This is a genomic window from Acetobacter senegalensis, assembly GCF_001499615.1.
GTDB classification, from domain to species: domain Bacteria; phylum Pseudomonadota; class Alphaproteobacteria; order Acetobacterales; family Acetobacteraceae; genus Acetobacter; species Acetobacter senegalensis.
The window spans coordinates 2,650,882-2,666,948 of record NZ_LN606600.1 but is presented as its reverse complement, the minus strand read 5'-3'; the positions used below and the strand labels follow the sequence as shown (position 1 = coordinate 2,666,948).

The window sequence follows — 16,067 nt, the reverse complement described above, 5'->3', positions numbered from 1 at the left end:
GGGATTGGCGGCACATGACATCCCGGAAAACACTATTTTCTGCAACTATTCTGGCAGTTCCCATGCTTGGTATGGTGCCAGACGCGTATGCTGCGACAACCCCGCAGGGAACGCAGCATAAATCTGCTCATAAAAAGGCGACAACGCAGGATATTCCCCATACAGCCGGGGCGGCAACCGCCACCCGTGCAGCGGTGCCTGCCAGATCTTTGCCACGCCCAAGCCACCGGGTGTCAGATTCTGGTGAAAATGTGATTGTTACTGGCACACACTCGGAAAATCGTCATGCACGGCAGAGCATGAGCCCGGTTAAGGTGGTGAGCAGTGCAGTATTGCGTCGGTCCGGGCAGATGAACCTGGCAGATGCGTTGACCCGCACTTATGCGTCCGTCAACGTGGAAACCATGGGGACAGATGCCGCAGCCCTTGTTTCTTCCATTCATATGCGTGGCCTGAGCTCCAACCAGGTGCTGGTTCTGGTGGATGGAAAACGTCGGCATACAACAACAACGTTTACGGCTACCTCTGGTCCGAACTTTGGGACGACCGGCGTTGATCTCAACATGATCCCGGCCAATATGATTGATCATATTGAAGTGCTGGAAGATGGGGCCGCAGCCATGTATGGCTCTGACGCCATTGCCGGGGTGATCAACATTATTACCAAAAAGCAGGATCATGGCCTGAATGTTTCTGCCCAGACAGGGGCCAATGCTTATAACGGGGATGGCTGGCAGTATCAGTTCAATGCCGATGGCGGCATGAAACTGGGGAATGATGGCTACCTGCATCTTTCCGGCCAGATGTACCATACGGATCATATGGTGCCCAAGAATGTGCGCGATCATCGTCTGGTAGGGGAACAACCAGCGGATCACGATGTGGCCTCTTATGTCAGCACCGGGGCGCATATTCCTGCAACATCCAACAAAGTGCTGAGCACAGCGGAAGAAACGCGGGAAAGCTTTGGTCTGGACTGGGGTAAGCCGCTGAATGAAAACGTGATGTTCTATGGCAGCATCACTTACGCGCACCGTCATGCTGAAACGTATCAGAACTATCGCGTGCCAGACGTTGGGGGCGGGGTTGCGCTTTCCTACTGGCCGTGGGGCTTCACGCCGATTGAAACCGCGGAAGAAAATGATTACGCGGCAACCGTCGGGGCCAAGGGCGATCATCTTTTCGGGTTCCAGTGGGATGTTTCTTCCACTTATGGCGCGGATTACAACAAGGTTGGGAACAAGAACACCGTTAATACCGGGGTTCTACAGTCCACCTGTTCGACCGACCCGAATGCTGGCGCAAGTTATTCTCCCGTAGGGTGTGGGTCCAGCCCAACGGATGTCCGGGCTGAAAGCTTCAATATGGCGCAGTGGACAAACAACCTTGACCTGCGGCGCAATTTCAAGATTGCCGATACAGTCCCCATGGTGCTGGCGTTTGGTGGTGAGCACCGAATGGAATCCTACCAGATCTGGGCTGGCAATCCCTATTCCTATGCGCTGGGGGGCACGCAGGGTTTTGCAGGTCTGGCCCCGCAGAACGCGGGCAAGTGGTATCGTAACATCTGGGCTGCTTACGTGGATGGTGATTTCCATCTTCTCAAGAACTGGGAACTGGATTTTGCAGGGCGGTTTGAACACTACACAGACGTAGGCAATACGGAAAACGGCAAGGTTTCTACACGGTATGACATTACCAAACGCATTGCCGTGCGTGGTACAATCAGCACCGGTTTCCGCGCCCCCACGCTGGCTGAAGAGCACTACAGCGCCATGAACGTTTCCCCCAACGGGGCTTCCGGTTTGCTGGCGGCTGATTCTGCAGCGGCGCGTAGCCTTGGCGCACCTGGGCTGAAGCCGGAACGTTCAACCAACGTATCTGGCGGGATTGTGGTTGAGCCAGTTCGTGGCTTCCATGTGGAAGTGGATGTTTATCAGATCAATATTCGTGACCGCATTGTGCAGGGTGGAACAGTGAGCGGCCTGTCTGCTGTCTCGGCCATTCAGTCCATGGGCTTTACGCCCCCGGCGAATGATGCGTCACTGGACAATATTCAGGCCTATTATCTGTCAAACGGTGCCAGCACCCGTACGCAGGGGTTGGATATCAACGCGGACTACACGTTCCGCATGGGGAAATATGGCACCCTGACAACAACCATGGCGTTGGACCTCAACCGCACACGCCTGCATCATAACGGTCTGGGCACCAATGGGGAGGAACTGCTGAACGCCCAGAATATCGGTTACATCACCACAGCTTATCCGCGCAGCAAGATCATTCTGAATGCCTTCTACACGGTCGGAAACTGGGATGTGAATATTCGCCAGACCCGTTACGGTGAAACCACAAACATGCTCCAGTATCAGGATTGGGGGCCAAAGGCGCTGCAATATAGTGTGACCGATTTCTACCAGTTCAAAAATTCGCCCCGCTGGCTGACAGATCTGGAAATTGGGTATCGGGTCAACAAGAACTGGCATGTGGCAGTAGGTGGCAACAACCTGTTCAATATCCGCCCCCGGCGCGTGCCGCAAAGTGTGAACTACCTTGGTGCCTACATCTATGATCAGTCATCCTCTCAGGTGCCAATGACAGGTGGTTATTACTACGGACGCGTGAACGCGACGTTCTAAAGGGTTCTTACTTGAAGCGGCTGATAAAAGCCGCTTCTTTTCAGAGGATGGTGTCAGGAAACACTTTGAAGACCATTTTTTGAAAACCCGTTTATCGTGCAGGATAAAAGAAAGGCCATCTCTGTTAACGGAGATGGCCTTTTTTTGTGACCCTTTGCACAGCCCGTAAAGAGGGGATGGCGTGGGGTCATTGAAACCGGCAAGACAGGTTTGAGATCTTGGCGCAAGGATAACAGGATAAAAGCCGTTTCCTTCCCGTGGAGGAAACGGCTGGATTGCGTTTGCAGGCTTTTAAAGCTGCTTCATCCACGTAAGGGGCAATTTCTGGGGTTAGGGGAGGCCCACACCGCCATTTGCACCCACAACCTGGCCAGTGAGGTAGCTGCTCTCACTGGATGCCAGCATCACATAGACCGGGGCGAGTTCTACTGGCTGGCCCGGGCGCTTCATGGGAACAGTTTCACCAAATTTCTCGACATTTTCCATGGTCTGGCCACCACTGACCTGAAGGGCCGTCCAGAATGGACCGGGTGCTATGGCGTTCACCCGGATACCTTTTTCAACCAGTTGCTTGGCGAGCCCTTTGGCAAAATTGGAGATGCCTGCCTTTGTAATTGAATAGTCCAGAATATTAACTGAGGGCTCGTACGCATTGGTGGAGGAAGTGAAGATCATGGTTGAGCCCGGCTTCATGAGGGGAATGGCCGCTTTGCTGAGGCAGAACAGCGCGTAAAGATTGGTTTTGAGTGTCCAGTCGAACGCTTCGGTTGTCACATCCAGAATGCTGTCATGTGTTTGTTGGCGTCCGGCACAATTGACGAAGATATCCAGCCCACCAAGCTCTTCAGCGGCCCGCTTTACCAGATCCTGACAGAATTTTTCGTCACGCAGATCCCCGGGCAGTGCGACGAATTTGCGCCCTTCCTTGCGCACCAGTTCTGCCACTTCTTTGGCGTCCGCTTCTTCTTGCGGCAGATAGTTGATGGCGACATCCGCACCTTCGCGTGCGTAAGCAATGGCTGCGGCGCGGCCTAGACCGGAATCTCCGCCTGTAATCAGCGCTTTGCGTCCGGCAAGGCGTCCGCTGCCTTTATAGCTCTTTTCCCCGTGGTCTGGCAGTGGCGTCATTTTGGATGCAAGGCCGGGCCATTCCTGTGGTTGTGCCTTGAACGGTGCATGTGGATACAGGGAGCGCGGGTCTTCCAGCGGGGTATTGGAGGCATTGGGCATGGAAGCTCCTGTTTTCTGGGATGGCGCGGCAGAAGTGGAAAATGGCAAGGATGATGCCCCGGCAGCGGCTGCAATGCCGGCAACCTGGAGGGATCGAAGAACCGTCAATTGATGTGCGTGGCCCGTGATTTCTGGCTTTTGGCGATTTGATTGACGGTTTTTGCGATGGCATCCGGTCTGCGTTTTGAGCAGATTGGGCGCTGTTATCCGCTTGATAGCTACGCTGTGGTGCTGATCCGCTGCAGGAAGAGGAAGCGGCGCATGTTGTAGACGATATTGGCCAGGCCGATCCTCATGGTGGCTCGACTGATACCGACAGTCCGGACAAACAGCCCCGTCTGTGACTTCTGATCGGCAAAGACATGCTCGACACGCGAGCGGATGACCGACTTTCCAGCATTTGATTTCTGGATATGCCGGGGCATAGGCTTGAGATGCGGCTTTTTGCGATGAACCTTGGAAACAAATCCCTGCTTTTCCATGAAGTCTTCGTTGGCTTTTGAGCGATAGGCCGTGTCAGCCCAGACACTTGAGGCCGTATTGGTTTTATCCAGCAGCCCCTCTCTCAATCTCGCGCCATCACTGGCGGCGGCATGCGTTGTTTTCCATTTCCGGATGAACCGGTATTTCCGATCGATGGAAACATGCGATTTATAGCCAAAGAACGGGATGGCGAGATCACTGGATGGCATGGTTCCATCATCCTGCAGCTTCGCTTTGGTGAACTTTAGCGTCCAGCGCGCATGACGATCCTTGTGCGACAGCTTTGACGGCTTGTCCTGCCAGTCTTCAGGAATACGTCCTTCCCGAAGATCGGCTTTCTCTGCGTTGGTGTTCCGCTGCTTTGGAGCCGCTACCAGTGTGGCATCCAGGATCTGGCCGGACATCGGCAAATACCCGGCGTTGCGCAGGGTCGCATCAAAGCGGTTGAACAGCCCATCGATCGCACCCGCCTGGGTCAGACGCTCGCGAAACAGCCAGACCGTTTTGGCATCCGGCACCCGATCTGAAAGTCCCAGCCCAAGGAAACGCATAAAGGAGAGGCGATCGTTGATCAGATATTCCGTCCGCTCATCAGACAAATTGTTGAGCGTCTGGATCACCAGAATTTTGAACATCAGCACCGGATCAAATGGCGGTCGTCCGCCTTTGCTTCCGTCAGAATACGCCAGAACCTTCTCCAGGTCAGGGCGGAAGACTTCAAAATCCACAGTCCGGGAAAATGCTTCGAGCTGATCACCAAGCCCGCTCAGCCGGGCAAGCCGCTCTTCAACGTCAAAAAATCCCGCCTGCTTCATGATCCATACTCCAATCAACGCAAGGAAAATGGAATCACAGAGCAGACCTCAATACCAGAGGGTTTTTCGAACCCTCCAGATAATAGGCATCACAGGCCCTTATGCATTCTGCGTAAGGGCCTTTTCTATTGAAAGAGCAGTTTCAGTAAATGCACCCAACCAAACCCGCAGAGAACCGGATCGGGTAGTTCCCCCATAGCCTGACGAGAGGAAGATGCCAGCCTGTTGACCGCTCCGGCAGTTCTGATATATTCGTTTCAATATATTTTTCATGTCAAATATATTGATGCTAACAATGGAGCACCCCATGGAAGCCCTGCGTGGCCTTTCCGCCATTGATGAAACGCGTTTTCAGGACATGGCGCTGACATTTCGTGTCATGCGGCTGGCGGCAATATGGCGCACAAGGCTGGAACGCGCCCTGCGCCCACACGGCATGACTGTGGCACTCATGCGCCCCATGGCGTATCTGATGATGATGCCCGATGGCGCAACCCAGCGAGATCTGGCAAGCGCCATGGATACAGATTGTTCTGCTTTGGTGCGGGTGCTGGACCTTCTGGAAAAAGAGGGGTTGGTTTCCCGCCACACCGATCAGGAAGACCGGCGGGCAAAACGGCTTACCCTGACCGCAAAAGGCCAGAAAAAATGCGTGCTGTTCCATGAGGTTTCAGCACAGGTAGAACAAACCATCACTCAAGGCCTCCCCAAAGCGGATATCCGCAGCCTTATCCGCCAGCTTGACCAGATTCTGGACACCTGTTCCGCATTACCTGACCTTGCATGAAAACCGTCGCACCATGACAGACACACTTTCCGCACTGCTGCGCCCTTGCTTTCCCGCCATTTTTACGAATGATGAGCGCTGGCGCGCAACGCTGGCCACCGCTGCCTATACAGCACGTGTTTTTCTGGCGATCGGGATTGCCCTGTTTCTGGCATTCACCTTTCAGCTTCAATCCCCCATGAGCGCCGCCACAACCGTTCTGATTGTCGCTAACCCCACTGTTGGGGCCATGGTTTCCAAAAGCATGTGGCGTGTCATTGGTACGATTATTGGGGCAAGCATCAGCGTGGGTGTCATGGCGGCATTCGTGCAGTCTCCGGTGCTATATTATGCAGCACTCGCCTTTTTTGTGGGGCTGGCCTGTATGGTGGCCACATTCCTGCGGCTGTTCCGGGCCTACGCGGCTGTTCTGACCGGCTATACCATTGTTATTGTGTCCTCCCCTGCCTTTGCCAATCCGGACTCCATTTTTCTGGCAGCCATGGGGCGTCTCTCTGCCGTAACCACCGGGGTTGTGGTCACAGCCTTTGTGTTCATGGTGACATCACCCCGTAAACCTTCTCAGGTTCTGGTTACACTGGGTGATGTCTTCCGAGAAACGGTACGCCATGCGCTCTCTTTCCATTCGGCAGAAAGCAATCGGTCTTCTCCGGCTCAGGCGGCGGAAGCTATGGAAGATCAGATGCCGGGGTTGGAAAATACATCTTCCACCCCCGCCTTTCGGGGCCTACCCCAACCTTTGTATGACAGCCGGGGTCGCCTGCTGGCCCGCATGACGGGCCTTGGCCCCGCCATTGAATATGCTGCTGCGGATGATCGGGACATGCAGGCACGTGTCAGACGTCTTCGCATCGGCCTGAGCCGCCTGACAGGCCTGATTGTAACCTACCATCCCTACTGGCTCAATCTGTCTCTGGCCAATGGGGCCTCATGCCAGGTGCATCAGGAAGTTGCTGAAACCCTGAAGACTATTCTGGATCTGACAGAACAGCCCGGATGGCAGGACAACCCCAAACCTGTTTCAGACTGCATTCACGCCACGTTGGAAAAACTGGATCTTCTGGAACGCCAGAACCCCACCCCCACTGTTCTGGCCTCGCTCGACAACACGCGCGATGTGCTGGTGCATCTGGACATGGCGTTGCATGACATTACAACCCGCCGCCCCGGCCGCAGATCTGTCAAAATGGCAACCTATCTGGAATGGCCCATGGCAATGCGTAACGGCGCACGCGGCATGTTCATTGCCCTGCTGGCTGGCATGTTGTGGTATGTTCTCCACTGGAGTGCGGGACCAATGCTGATGCTGTACGTTGTGGCGGCATCAAGCCTGCTTTCCACCACGCCTTCAGCCGCAAAAACCAGCCCACTGATGGCCGTGGGCACCGCGCTTGCCATCCCGGCCAGTTTCCTCTGCCATGTTGTGGGCCTGCCAAGAATAGATGGCTACCCCCTGTTGTGGATGACAGTCTGCCTCTTCCTGCTGCCGGGCGTATGGCTGCAATTCCACCCCCGCTACAGCATCGGGGCATTCGGCTATGCCGTTTTCTTCACCATGATGCTGTCTGTCACCAATCCCATTGTCTATGATGACATGACACTGACCAATAACTGGATGACTATGGCCGCAGCCTGTGTGTTGCTGGTTCTGGTGTTCCGGGTCATTCTTCCGGCTGACCACAGGCTAGATGCCGCGCGGCTTGTCTCCTCTCTCACACGCAGTGTGCAGCAGCTTGCCGCCGCACCGCAAAACCGGCCCATTCTGTGGGTGGTGTGGGAAAGCCTGCAATTACAGAAAATTGCCCGTCTTATGATGCGGCTTTCTTTTCTTGATGAAAGCGTTGACCGCAAGGGCTATACGGACGCCGCATTCGCTGCAATTTCCCTTGGGCGGCTGATTGTGCGTCTGCGTTGGAACGCCGGGCATACTGTTCTGGCTCCCTCAGCGCATGATGCTCTGCTTGATGCCCTGAAATCTTTCAAAACCCTTCACCACGCACCAGAGCAGACTGCCGCAGAACTTCTGAAAACGGCACACCACATCAGCGCCATTCCGCACCCGGAAGCGGCCTGTCTGGCGCGAGAGCGTGTTGTATCCTGTCTGGAGCAGGCAGCCTATATCATCACATCCGTTCCGGGCTTCTTCCATCGGTATGGCCCCTTGCAGCTTTCCCGTGACATTCCCGGTGCCAATGCTGGCGTAACAGCGGTAGTGCCGCACCATAATCCGGTGTTCGGGTAAAGGGTCCGCAATTACCCTTCAAGAAGAGCGGCAAGTTGGGCGGCCATGATGGAGAAAGGTGCATCCCACCGGGTTGTCTCCGCATCCATCATCTGCCCTCGCAGTTCATGATACTCCAGACCACGCAGCCCGGCGATAAAGGCAAAAAACGTATCCGGCATGGTGGCGGGAGCCAGCGTTATCACCTTGGCACCCGGCGGGCAGAACAGGATATTGGTCATGCCAGCCCCCATCACCCCCACAACACATTCCGCATTTTTGAAAAGCTGAATCTGCTCCAGAAACGTTAGACCTGCCGGATCGACCACCCGAAAACCGTGACGGTGCAGCAAAGCAAGAAGGTTTTCCTCCTGCACGACACATCGCGGGCTACCGGGCCGCGCCACATACAGACGTTGCGGTGCAATCTGTGGAACAGCCTCACGCATTATGTCCGTTTTGGCAAAAGCCAGTGGCGACATGTAAACACCGTGATCAGTCAGTCCCTCAACAATGCTCAGTTCCTTGAAAAAACACACGGCCTGATTATCCAACGCCAAAAACTGATGCGGCCGGGCGGATGACAGCACAATGGAATCCCGTATCACATGGGTCATGGCGTGGTCTGCGTGCGGGACAACCAGAAGCTCCGGCGTCATGAACTGTTCCGCCAACCATAATCTGGGCAGCAGTTCCACCAGCCAGTGCCCATAATTATGGTCCCCCCGTTTCCGCAACAGTAAACTTGACGCGGTGACTTCAGGAACATCTTGCGCGCATCGAACACGCTCAAAAGCCCGCTCACATTCGTCCGGACTATGTTGGGTTATGGTCTGGGTGATCAGCTTCCTGTCATGCGTAAAAACAAGACCTTCCTCGGTCACGTACACATCAAACAGTTTGGTCAGGGTTACAGACCGTTCCGGATGCGTCCCTGTCAGCCAGCCTGCACGCATGGCTTCCAGCACCGGTTTTGGCACCAGATGAAGATTCTGCACACGCGGAACCGGCTGAACAAAACTGGGAGAGGTAACGGTTGCCACCTCATGCCGGTGCACACTTTGCAGATCCCTATATTCTAACACGCCGTGTTTCCTGCCTCATTCTTTCCCCCACAGTAAGACAGGGCGGCCCACTTCCCAACACCCCTCATCGCAGGCATCGAGATTGACGTAGTTAAATATTTTGTAGAGACTCAATTAAGAGTTTATTAACGAGTTTTATGACGGAGATGATCCCTTACGCTCTACTTTCCCGTGCTCTGGGTTACGATATTTTTGCTGCGGAAGAGGAAAATGTCTCAGTTCCTCACACTCTGCTGCTGTTCCTGCTGCAAGAATATGTGGCGCATGCCCCTTTTGACGAGGCGAGTTATCTGACAGCAAACCCGGATGTTGCCGCCGCAGTGGCAAGAGGAGATTTCAGCTCCGGCCGCCAGCACTTTCTCCAGCGCGGTTATCAGGAAGAACGTGAAGGACACCAGCCTGCTTTTTCTGAAGGCTGGTATTTGCAACAGAATCCGGATGTCGCCATCGCCGTGCAACTGGGAGACTGGCCTTCTGGCCAGGCTCATTATCAGGCCCACGGCAAAACGGAATGGCGCAGCCCTTCACCAGAGACGCAGCCTGCATACGCTCGGTGGCAATCCCTTTTTTCAACCAGTGCTGCCAGCCGAAACAGGTGATCCTTTTTTAAGGCACCCCACTGGCGCAGGAAAGGAGGAAGGTCGGCTGTCCGGGCCAATATGCCAACAGCAAGCTGGCATAACCGCCTCTTTTGCCCCGGAACTTCCTGCCACCTGCTCCCTGCTCCCTGCTCCCTGCTGCGGGCACTTCAAAACGCGGCCAACGAAAAACAGGAACGTCCGTCCTCAGTTCCGAAAACAGGCCTGAACCTCATCCAGATTGACTTCTGCCAGAGTGCCCGGGGTCCAACGTGGCTGATTATCCCGGTCTATCAGGCGCGCACGCACGCCTTCTACAAAATCTGCTCGGCGGATAAGGTGGTTGACCAAGGTCACTTCCTGCTGAAAGGCTTCGGTCAGGGAGGAGAGGTTCCGCGCCCGATGCCACGCTTCCCACGCCAGTTGTACGGAGAACGGGCAGGCGCATGAGAGCGCCAGCAGATCCTGCCGCGCTTCTTCCGTCCCACTTTCCGCCAGATTGCGCACTGCATGGGCCAAATCTGGCGCATCGTAACAGGCGTCCATCTCCTGAACATTGGCTAACTGAGGCAATGGGGGAACAAGGGCGAACACCTCTGCCGCAGACCGTGTTTCAAGCAGACCCAGCAAATCAGGCAGACTATCGGCAGGCACAAGCCGATCAGCAAAACCGATCATGACCGCCCCCACGCCATTCATGCGGTTGCCCGTAACGGCCAGCCTCAAACCGGAAAAGCCGGGCGCGCGGCTGAGAATCCAGGACCCTCCGGCATCCGGGGTCAGACCTATGCCGGTTTCAGGCATGGCCACAACAGAACGGTCGGTTACAATCCGGTAGCGCGTATGCCCGCCCAGGCCAATGCCGCCGCCCATGGCAATTCCGTCCATGAAGGAAATGGTTGGTTTGGGGTAGGCCGCAATCTGTTGCATGACCTGGTAAACACGGTTCATCTGCCGGAAGGCTTCATCCGCCCCTTCCATCTGGATCAGTTCACAGATTTTTTTCAGATCTCCGCCCGCACAAAACGCACGGGGAGCAGACCCTTCCAGCACTACATGCTGAACAGATGCATCGTCCAGCCAGGCCTCCAGCACGCGGGCAATGCCCTCTGCCATCTCCAGATCTACCGCATTCAATCGGTTGGGACGATCAAGGATAATACGGCCCATATGGCCTGCACGCCGTGTTTTGACAGTGGGGGTGCCTGAAAGAACGTCTTCAGTCATTGCTTTCCTTCTTTATTCATGCACAAAACACTCAGTCTGAACATGTTTGAAGGAGAGCAGATGTTGGCTCTGGAGACCAGCGCCTTCCGCGATGCCATGGCCAAACTTGGAGCGGCTGTGAACATTGTGACCACAGGAACGCAGGCACACCCGGTTGGTTTTACAGCATCAGCCGTGTGTTCTGTCACGGATACGCCTCCCACACTGTTGGTTTGCCTGAAACGGGAAAGCCGGGCACGCCCGGCCTTTACGGAAGGCGGACCGTTGTGCGTCAATGTGCTCTCTGCTGCCCAGCAGGCGTTATCCAGCCATTTTTCCGGCCCCACCACAATGGAAGACCGCTTTGCCGTAGGGCATTGGACCACACTGGCAACTGGTGCTCCGGTTCTGGAAGAAGCAGTTGCTACGTTTGACTGCCGCATCAGTCAGATTGTGGAAGTAGGCACCCATAGCGTCATGTTCGGGATTGTTGAGGCCCTGCGCATCAACCAGCATGTGGGCGGCCTAGTGTATTTCAACCGCGCCTATCACTCTCTGCCCCACACTGCTTCCTGATACCAGACAGCAGCCTCCGTTTTTTATTGATTTACCCTTTTGCTGGCCTCTTAAATACCCTTCACCAGCAAACAGGCAGGAGTGTTTTCCATGGCCCCGCCGCCTAAAAAAGATTTGTCAGACGTTCCGGTTATTACCCTTAAGGCGTTGATCCTCATCCATGTGGGGCTTGCCATCTTCCTGCTGTTCTGGGGTTGGCTGGACTGGTCCCTGCCGCAGTAAGAGACTGATCACAATCCTGCTAGGCCTGTTGGGCGAGACGTTTTCAGCGCCCGGCCTCAGGTATCGGGGGCCGGTTATGGCTCCCTTTTGCCATCAGGTTTTCAAATTGCATTTTTTTCAAGCGCCAGACACTTTCTGGCAGCCTCAAACTGCTGACTGACCACGCAGAACTCTACCGCAAAACCAGACTGTCAGACCTCGTTCAGATCAAGCGATGAGGCGTTGCTGAGGCGCTTTGCCTCAACCCTCCGGCTCACCCAGGATGCTACGGGGGCCGCCAGCAGAAACCCTGCCCCACCCAGCACAGAGATCCAGAAAGAGGTGGGGTAATCCGTCTGCCAGGACAGCATCAACCCACCCCACGCTTCCATCACTGCCAACCCGGCTGCACCCAAAAGGCCCACCAGAGGGGGCAATCCCAGGCGGAGAATGGTTGCGGCTGGCGCAACCATAAGCGTGAAAACCAGCAGCACTCCGGTAATCTGGGCGCACTCTGCCGTCGCAATAGCAACAAGCGCCAGAAACAGCACATCCAGCACAGCGATATGCACCCCTTTGGCTTCAGCCAGTTCTGGTTGCAGGGAGGCGAACAGAAGCGGGCGCGCCATGATTCCCAGCGCCAGCAGGCATCCGCCACTCAACGCGGCCAGCCAGCCGAGCATGGAAGAACTTATGCCCAGAATGTCCCCAAACAGCAGGGCCGTGGCTGCGCTGGCAGAATGGGTCAGAAAATGCAGGAACAATGCCCCCGCACCCATGGCGACCGACAGCACAAGCCCGATCATGACATCACGCCCTGCCACCCTGTCACCGGCCAAGCCCATTAGAACACCTGCACCCAACGCCCCCGCACTCAGGCCGGTAAGCGGCGAGAAGCCTAACAGCAGTGCTCCCGTAGCCCCTGCAAACCCAACATGCGAGAGAGCATGGCTGGCAAATGTCTGACCACGCAGAACCAGAAACCAGCCCACCGGGCCGCAGACCACGGCCACCAGAAAAGCAGCCAGAAAGGCCGTGCGCATGAAATCATACTCAAGCATGCGCGTGTCCTCCCAGACAGTCGTGAGGTTGCAGAATGGCACCGCCGCCCTCAGCCACGACAAAGACACGGCCCCCTGCCCGCACCACATCTACCGGCGCACCGTAAAGCGCCGTCAGCGCCTCGGTGGTCAGAACGTCTTCAACCTTGCCCAGCAGCGCCTTGCCACGAGCCAGATACAGCACATGGTCCATCAGCCCCAGCAACGGGTTGATATCATGAGCAGACATCAGAACCGTCATGTTACGGGACCGCGAGAGCGTATGGATTCTGACCGCTGTCTCCCGCATGCGGGCCGGGTCCAGACTGGCCAGCGGCTCATCCAGCAACAGCAGGGAGGGATCATCAAGAAGGGTTTGCGCCAGCAGCAGCCTTTGCCTCTGCCCACCTGAAAGGACAGCAACAGGTTTGCGGGCCAGATCAAGCGCATCCACCGCTTCCAGCGCCGCCTGCACGGCCTCTCGCCCCTTTCTGCCACACCAGGGCAAGCCCCAATGTTGCCCGCGCCGGGCAGCCGCAACCATGCTCCAGCCGCTTAACTGCCCTCCTATCAGCTTGCGCATCTGAGGCATGTACCCAACTGTGCTGTTGCCGCGCTTTACCGGCGCGCCATTTACACACAACACGCCCTGCCGCGCAGGCTCCAACCCCAAAAGCCCCCGGAACAAGGTTGTCTTGCCCGCGCCATTGGCCCCCAGAACCCCCACAAAGCTGCCTTTCGGCACGCTGAAGCTCACATCATTCAGAACAATCCGCCCACCACGCGCCAGCGTGACATGGGAAAGATCAAGAGCCGGGACACTCACGGTTCTTGCCCAAACGCCTGCGCTACCTGCGTCACCGTGTGCTGAACCCATGTCTGCCAATGTTGATCTGGTGGCATGATCTCCAGCACGGGCAAGACCGGTATTTTCTCCTGCCGCGCCTGCGCAATCAGGCGCTGGACGGAGGGCCTGTCAGCCTGTGCATTATAAGCCACCAACCGGACATGATGCTGGCTGATGTCCCGCTCAAACGCCGCAACGGCAGAAGCTGGAGGTTCAACGTCATTCATGATGGCCTGCTGAAAAGCCTGCTGCGTCATATGGAGACCAAGGCTGTCTGCCAAGGGCGTGAACACCGGTTCCGTTGCGGCCACCGGCTGCCCGACTGTTTTGGACCGCACTTCGACAACCTGCTGACGCACCTGATCCACTGCGGCAAGAAGCGTTTTCCCCCGCGCCTCGTAAGCCTGCGCGTGGGCTGGATCAACCTGCTGACACACCACAACAAACCGCCCCACGAAAGACGCCACGGCTGCCAGATTATACCAGAGATGAACGTTATCTCCCTCGTGCCAGCCGCTCCATCCATCAGCCCGCACTATGGGGACCTGTTTTCCCCCACGCGCCTGCGCCAGCCGATCTATCCATGCATCATACCCGGCCCCATTGGCCACAATAAGGGTGGCGTCATGCACCAGACGCCCTTCTGCCGGCCCGGGCTCATAAAGGTGGGGGTCCAAGGCCGGAGATGCGAGGATGGAATGAACATGCATGTCGGGCTCGGCCACCTGCGCAGCAAGATCCCCCCATGTATTTTCCGCTGCAACAACAATCGGGGCCTCAGCAGCCCGAACAGCCCCCATACAGGCGCATGCGGCAATAAGGCAGGAGAAAACTGACACGGCAAAACGCATAAAACAGACTCACACCCCAAATTCCGCCGCGCGAAAGACGCTCCGGCTCCAGCAAAGGCACCAAAAATCGGCCTACCGCGAAGCTGACAAGGCTCTCTTTTCGCGCCTGCCGAACATCTGATCCGCCCCGAAAGCCCTTGCCTTGCAGGTTCAGACACGCCACATCCCCGTTCACCACAATTCTTTACATTGCCCGCAGATATGTCGTGGTGAGCAGTTCTTATCAGCTTATGTGATAATATAACATACCTTTTCCCACCCGAAACCTTCTCTTCCGTACGCTTTGCCTTCCCTGTGCTGCATGGCTAAGATACGGGCAGAACGGATCGTAATCATGAAATCTGCCACTCAGTCTGCCCTTGTTTTTCCTGAAACACTCTCCCCCGCTACGCAGGCTCTGCTGGACAGGGCTGATGCCCTGTGCACACGGCAGGGCGCACGCCTGACACAGCAGCGCCGGGAAATTCTGGGGCTGATCCTGAGCGTGAATGCCCCCGTAGGGGCTTATGATCTACTGGAACAGATAAAAACGCCTGACCGCAGACCCGCTCCGCCTACAGTCTATCGGGCGCTGGATTTTCTGCTCGAACACGGGCTTATTCACCGCATTGAACGACTGTCAGCTTTTGTGCCCTGCACGCACCTTCTGCACGATGACCACGCAGCAGGCTGCAATCATGACCATGATCAGGACAGCATCTGCCTGCACACAGCCCAGTTCCTGATCTGCCGGTCCTGCAAAAGTGTGATTGAAATCACCAACCCCAGTATTCTGGATGCCGTTCGCACAACCTGCCGGGAGCAGGGATTTGTCATTCAAAGCTCGTCCATAGAAATTGAAGGCCTTTGCGCGCACTGTGCCGCACACCGCAAAACGCCTGCTCACCAGCATTAGTAACGGCGTTACTTGCCAAAACGGACACCTTCCGGCGCACCACGCCGCTCTCCCTCCCGGCAGCGCCAGTTCAAATTGCCTGTTGACCTTCCTGAACAGAAACCTGCGTCCTCATCTACTGAACCACGATCCCACCGTAAAAATAGCACGCAACAGACAAAGGTTTCGGCGCAGGATACCCCCGCTCCCCCTGCCAGCCCGCAGACTGACCTGTTTTCCTATCCCTTCCCGCCGCCGCCAGTGCCACCACGCACGCATTTTACGGCGGAGGAATTACGGCTCTCTTATACCCCGCCACAGAGTTTCACACCCCACACAGCACCGGATAGCTGGCTTTATTTCGTGACTGACCGTGAAGAGACCCACCATCTTCTGCATTCAGGTCTCCACCTGACCAGAAAAGCCCCACTTTTGCTGACAGAACGCAATGGCGTTTGTGCGTGGCTGGAGAAAATGGCAGAAGACCCGGCGGGGCCTGCTGCTTTCCCCTGCGTTCTGCGCTTACGCCGTACAATGGTGGCAGACATGCTGGAGCCAGACCCTGATCATAGCGCCGAATTTTCAGCAGAGTGCTATCTGCTAAGCGGCGCCACACACGAACAGAACAGGTAAA

The 16,067-nt window shown here is 56.1% G+C and carries 15 protein-coding genes; 8 read left to right on the top strand and 7 right to left on the bottom strand.

The window, feature by feature from the left end:
• The first annotated feature begins 14 nt into the window (after window positions 1-14).
• Entirely contained in the window at window positions 15-2,639 is a 2,625-nt protein-coding gene (locus ASN_RS12495) for a TonB-dependent receptor plug domain-containing protein (RefSeq protein ID WP_058988367.1), read from the top strand.
• A gap of 330 nt (window positions 2,640-2,969) precedes the next feature.
• Here ASN_RS12495 and ASN_RS12490 read toward each other — a convergent pair whose 3' ends face one another.
• On the bottom strand, window positions 2,970-3,869 hold the full coding sequence (locus tag ASN_RS12490; RefSeq protein WP_231948205.1) for an SDR family oxidoreductase: 900 nt from the start codon (window positions 3,867-3,869) through the stop codon (window positions 2,970-2,972).
• Window positions 3,870-4,087: 218 nt separating this feature from the next.
• Window positions 4,088-5,167 carry an IS5 family transposase gene (locus ASN_RS12485; RefSeq protein ID WP_058988266.1) on the bottom strand — a complete coding sequence of 360 codons (1,080 nt, stop codon included), beginning with the start codon at window positions 5,165-5,167 and terminating at the stop codon, window positions 4,088-4,090.
• A gap of 295 nt (window positions 5,168-5,462) precedes the next feature.
• On the opposite strand from ASN_RS12485, the gene ASN_RS12480 reads away from it, so the two are divergent.
• Both ASN_RS12480 and ASN_RS12475 read left to right on the top strand, forming a co-directional pair.
• The gene (locus ASN_RS12480) at window positions 5,463-5,954 is read left to right on the top strand and encodes a MarR family winged helix-turn-helix transcriptional regulator (RefSeq protein ID WP_197603286.1); all 492 of its coding nucleotides are present in this window, start codon (window positions 5,463-5,465) and stop codon (window positions 5,952-5,954) included.
• A gap of 13 nt (window positions 5,955-5,967) precedes the next feature.
• Window positions 5,968-8,196: an FUSC family protein gene (locus ASN_RS12475; RefSeq protein WP_058988365.1), complete on the top strand. Its 2,229-nt coding sequence runs from the start codon at window positions 5,968-5,970 to the stop codon at window positions 8,194-8,196.
• An 11-nt stretch (window positions 8,197-8,207) separates the two neighbouring features.
• Here ASN_RS12475 and ASN_RS12470 read toward each other — a convergent pair whose 3' ends face one another.
• Window positions 8,208-9,260 (bottom strand): glycosyltransferase family 61 protein, encoded by a 1,053-nt coding sequence (locus ASN_RS12470; protein WP_058988364.1) that lies wholly within the window; start codon window positions 9,258-9,260, stop codon window positions 8,208-8,210.
• Window positions 9,261-9,406: 146 nt separating this feature from the next.
• Here ASN_RS12470 and ASN_RS12465 point away from each other — a divergent pair, with 146 nt between their 5' ends.
• Entirely contained in the window at window positions 9,407-9,859 is a 453-nt protein-coding gene (locus ASN_RS12465) for a hypothetical protein (RefSeq protein ID WP_058988363.1), read from the top strand.
• Between the two features lie 186 nt (window positions 9,860-10,045).
• Here ASN_RS12465 and ASN_RS12460 read toward each other — a convergent pair whose 3' ends face one another.
• Window positions 10,046-11,065, bottom strand: coding sequence for an enoyl-CoA hydratase/isomerase family protein (locus ASN_RS12460; protein WP_058988362.1), 1,020 nt, complete (start codon window positions 11,063-11,065; stop codon window positions 10,046-10,048).
• Window positions 11,066-11,125: 60 nt separating this feature from the next.
• On the opposite strand from ASN_RS12460, the gene ASN_RS12455 reads away from it, so the two are divergent.
• Window positions 11,126-11,620, top strand: a complete 495-nt coding sequence (locus ASN_RS12455; protein ID WP_039904848.1) for a flavin reductase — start codon at window positions 11,126-11,128, stop codon at window positions 11,618-11,620.
• A 90-nt stretch (window positions 11,621-11,710) separates the two neighbouring features.
• The gene (locus tag ASN_RS20440; RefSeq protein ID WP_254909380.1) at window positions 11,711-11,842 is read left to right on the top strand and encodes a hypothetical protein; all 132 of its coding nucleotides are present in this window, start codon (window positions 11,711-11,713) and stop codon (window positions 11,840-11,842) included.
• A 191-nt stretch (window positions 11,843-12,033) separates the two neighbouring features.
• Here the strand turns inward: ASN_RS20440 and ASN_RS12450 are convergent, their stop codons facing one another.
• Genes ASN_RS12450 through ASN_RS12440 form a run of 3 tightly spaced genes read right to left on the bottom strand, consistent with a single transcriptional unit; the run spans window position 12,034 to window position 14,547 of the window.
• Entirely contained in the window at window positions 12,034-12,882 is an 849-nt protein-coding gene (locus ASN_RS12450; protein ID WP_006559208.1) for a metal ABC transporter permease, read from the bottom strand.
• Window positions 12,875-13,687 (bottom strand): metal ABC transporter ATP-binding protein, encoded by an 813-nt coding sequence (locus ASN_RS12445; protein ID WP_058988361.1) that lies wholly within the window; start codon window positions 13,685-13,687, stop codon window positions 12,875-12,877. The genes ASN_RS12450 and ASN_RS12445 overlap by 8 nt, the downstream gene beginning before the upstream one ends.
• Window positions 13,684-14,547 (bottom strand): metal ABC transporter solute-binding protein, Zn/Mn family, encoded by an 864-nt coding sequence (locus ASN_RS12440; protein ID WP_231948204.1) that lies wholly within the window; start codon window positions 14,545-14,547, stop codon window positions 13,684-13,686. Before ASN_RS12440 ends, ASN_RS12445 begins: the two co-directional genes overlap by 4 nt.
• A 346-nt stretch (window positions 14,548-14,893) precedes the next feature.
• Here ASN_RS12440 and ASN_RS12435 point away from each other — a divergent pair, with 346 nt between their 5' ends.
• Both ASN_RS12435 and ASN_RS20260 read left to right on the top strand, forming a co-directional pair.
• The gene (locus ASN_RS12435) at window positions 14,894-15,454 is read left to right on the top strand and encodes a Fur family transcriptional regulator (RefSeq protein WP_058988359.1); all 561 of its coding nucleotides are present in this window, start codon (window positions 14,894-14,896) and stop codon (window positions 15,452-15,454) included.
• Window positions 15,455-15,466: 12 nt separating this feature from the next.
• On the top strand, window positions 15,467-16,066 hold the full coding sequence (locus ASN_RS20260) for a hypothetical protein (RefSeq protein ID WP_231948203.1): 600 nt from the start codon (window positions 15,467-15,469) through the stop codon (window positions 16,064-16,066).
• Window position 16,067: the final 1 nt, after the last annotated feature.